The organism is Brevundimonas sp. (genome assembly GCF_032017145.1).
GTDB lineage: Bacteria > Pseudomonadota > Alphaproteobacteria > Caulobacterales > Caulobacteraceae > Brevundimonas.
Map to the genome: position 1 here is coordinate 1 of NZ_DALZQC010000201.1, position 2520 is coordinate 2520.

The 2520-nt window shown below is 67.8% G+C and carries 2 protein-coding genes; both read left to right on the forward strand.

All coding sequences use genetic code 11. From position 1 onward, the window contains the following. A partial coding sequence (locus RTU05_RS17875; protein ID WP_312599633.1) for a hypothetical protein occupies positions 1–582 on the forward strand: 582 nt, incomplete at its 5' end. Next, positions 579–2520, forward strand: a 1942-nt coding sequence (gene mrdA, locus RTU05_RS17880; protein WP_312599634.1) for a penicillin-binding protein 2, incomplete at its 3' end; no start/stop codon positions are given. The genes RTU05_RS17875 and mrdA, both read left to right, overlap by 4 nt.

Below are 2520 nucleotides of genomic sequence, written 5' to 3' on the forward strand. Positions count from 1 at the left end.
CAGCCCTGCAGCACCGGCTGCGACGCCCGCAGCCACCTCGGCGCCCACGCCGGGGGGCGCGCTGTGAGACGGCCGGTCGCGGTTCGCGTCGTCGGGCCCTTGCAGTGGATCGTCTATCCGGCCCTGGCCGCCGTCGCCGCCACCGTCGTACTGGCGACGCCGCTGCAGCTGTTCGGCCTGCATCTGCCCGAGCCGGTCATACCGATGATCCTGGCCTTCGCCTGGCCGCTGATCCGGCCGTCGATGACGGCGCCGGCGGTGCTTTTCGCGCTGGGCCTGTTTCTGGACCTGTTCTGGAACGCGCCCTTGGGCCTGTGGGCGCTGTGCCTGATGGCGGTCTATTTCACGGTCCTGATGTCGCGCAATCTGATGGCGGGGCATGAGGGGTTGATCCGCTTCGGCGCCTATGCGGCCTGCACGCTGGGCGCCTTTGGACTGGCCTATATGATCGTGGCGGTGCGGGCGGCCAATGCGCCGGCCATCGTGCCGCTGATCGCGCAGATCGCGCCGACGCTGATGCTGTATCCAGCGGCCAACTGGATGCTGGACCGGTTCGATGACGGGGATATTCGGTTCCGATGAGCGGCGAGCCCTCCATCTTCTTCGAAGATGTCAACGAGCGGCAGGGCTCCTTCCTGCGGCGAACCTTCATCGTGGGCGGGGCCACGGCGCTGGGGATCACGGCGCTGATCGGCCGGCTAGGTCAACTGCAGGTCGTGCAGGCCCAGGAATATGCGACCCTGTCGTCGCAGAACCAGTTCAACTTCCGCATGGTGCCGCCGCCGCGCGGCCTGATCAAGGACCGCAACGGGGTCGTCATCGCCGGCAACCGGCCCAGCTTCCGCGTCCTGGTCGTGCGCGACGAGACGAAGGATCTGGACCAGACGCTGGACCTCTTGGGCCAGGTGCTGCCCGACACGCTGGAACGCCGACGCGCCATCATCCGCGACGTCAATGCGGCGTCCAAGTTCAATCCCGTGCCGGTCAAGAGCGACCTGACCTGGGAGGAGTTCGCCAAGGTCAATCAGTACGCCAACGAATTGCCCGGCGTGATGGTGGATATGAACGAGGCCCGATACTATCCGTTCGGCGGGGCCTTCGCCCACGTCGTCGGCTATGTGGCCAAGGTGTCGGACCGGGACGTCAAGGCGCTGCGCGACAAGGGCCAACAGCCGCCGCCGCTGCTGTTCAACCCCAGTTTCCGTATCGGGCGTCAGGGCGTCGAAAAGGCGCTGGACCTGTCGCTGCGCGGCGAGCCGGGCGGCAATCGGGTCGAGGTCGATGCGCGCGGGCGCGTGGTCGCCGAGGACATCGGCGGGTCGCGCCCGGCCGTCCCGGGCAAGGAAGTCGTGCTCACGCTGGACGCCGACGTGCAGAACCGGGCGCTGGAGGTGTTCGGCGACGAGTCCGGGGCCTGCGTCGTGATGGATGTCCGCAACGGCGACATCCTGTGCATGATGTCGGCGCCGTCGTTCGATCCGAACCTGTTCGTCGGCGGGGTGCCGACCAAGACCTATCGCGCGCTGGCCGACTATGAGCGCAAGCCCCTGCTGGACAAGACGATCAACGGCACCTTCCCGCCGGGTTCGACGTTCAAACCGACGACGGCGCTGGCCCTGCTGGAAGCCGGGGTCGATCCCAACATCACCGTGGTCTGCACCGGCGCCTATCGCACCGGCAACCGGGTGCAGCGCTGCTGGGGCCGCCACGGCGTGCAGAACATGCACAACGCCATCAAGAACTCTTGCGACGTCTATTTCTACGCCATGTGCAACCGGGCGGGCGTGGATAACATCCGCAAGGCGGCGCTGGCGGTCGGGTTCGAACACACCTTCGACATCGGGGTGGACAATCAGAAGAAGGGGCTGCTGCCCTCGACCGAATGGAAGGCGCGGACCTTCCCGCGCGATCCGGTCTGGCACCCCGGCGAGACGACCTCTGTCGCCATCGGCCAGGGGGCGATCACCGTCAACGCCCTGCAACTGGCGGTCATGACCTCGCGTCTGGCCAACGGCAAGAAGGCGTTGCAGCCGCGTCTGATCAAGTCCATCGGCGGGGTGGAACAGCCCAGCGGCGCCGAGGCGCCCGACCTGCCGTTCAAGCCCGAACATATCGAATATGTGCGCCAGGGCATGATCGCGGTGGCGAACGATCGATCCGGCACCGCCTATCGTCAGAGCCAGCTCGGCCTGGGCGATATCCAGATGGCCGGCAAGACCGGCACGGCCCAGGTGCGCAACTATGGCACCGGCTCACGCAAGAGCGACATCTGGGCGCTGAAGGACCACAATCTGTTCGTCGCCTTCGCCCCGGTGGATGCGCCGCGCTATGCGGTGGCGGTCATCGTCGAACACGGCGGCAAGGGCGGGGCCACGGCCGGGGCGCCGCGCGCGCGCGAGGTGATGCGCACGGTCCTGCTGAAGGACCCGGACATGCGCGCCCGCATCGAACGGCCCCTGCCGCCCGAGCCGACCGGCGACGCCATCGTCGAGGACGGCGTGGTCGGCGCAGCGCCCGAGC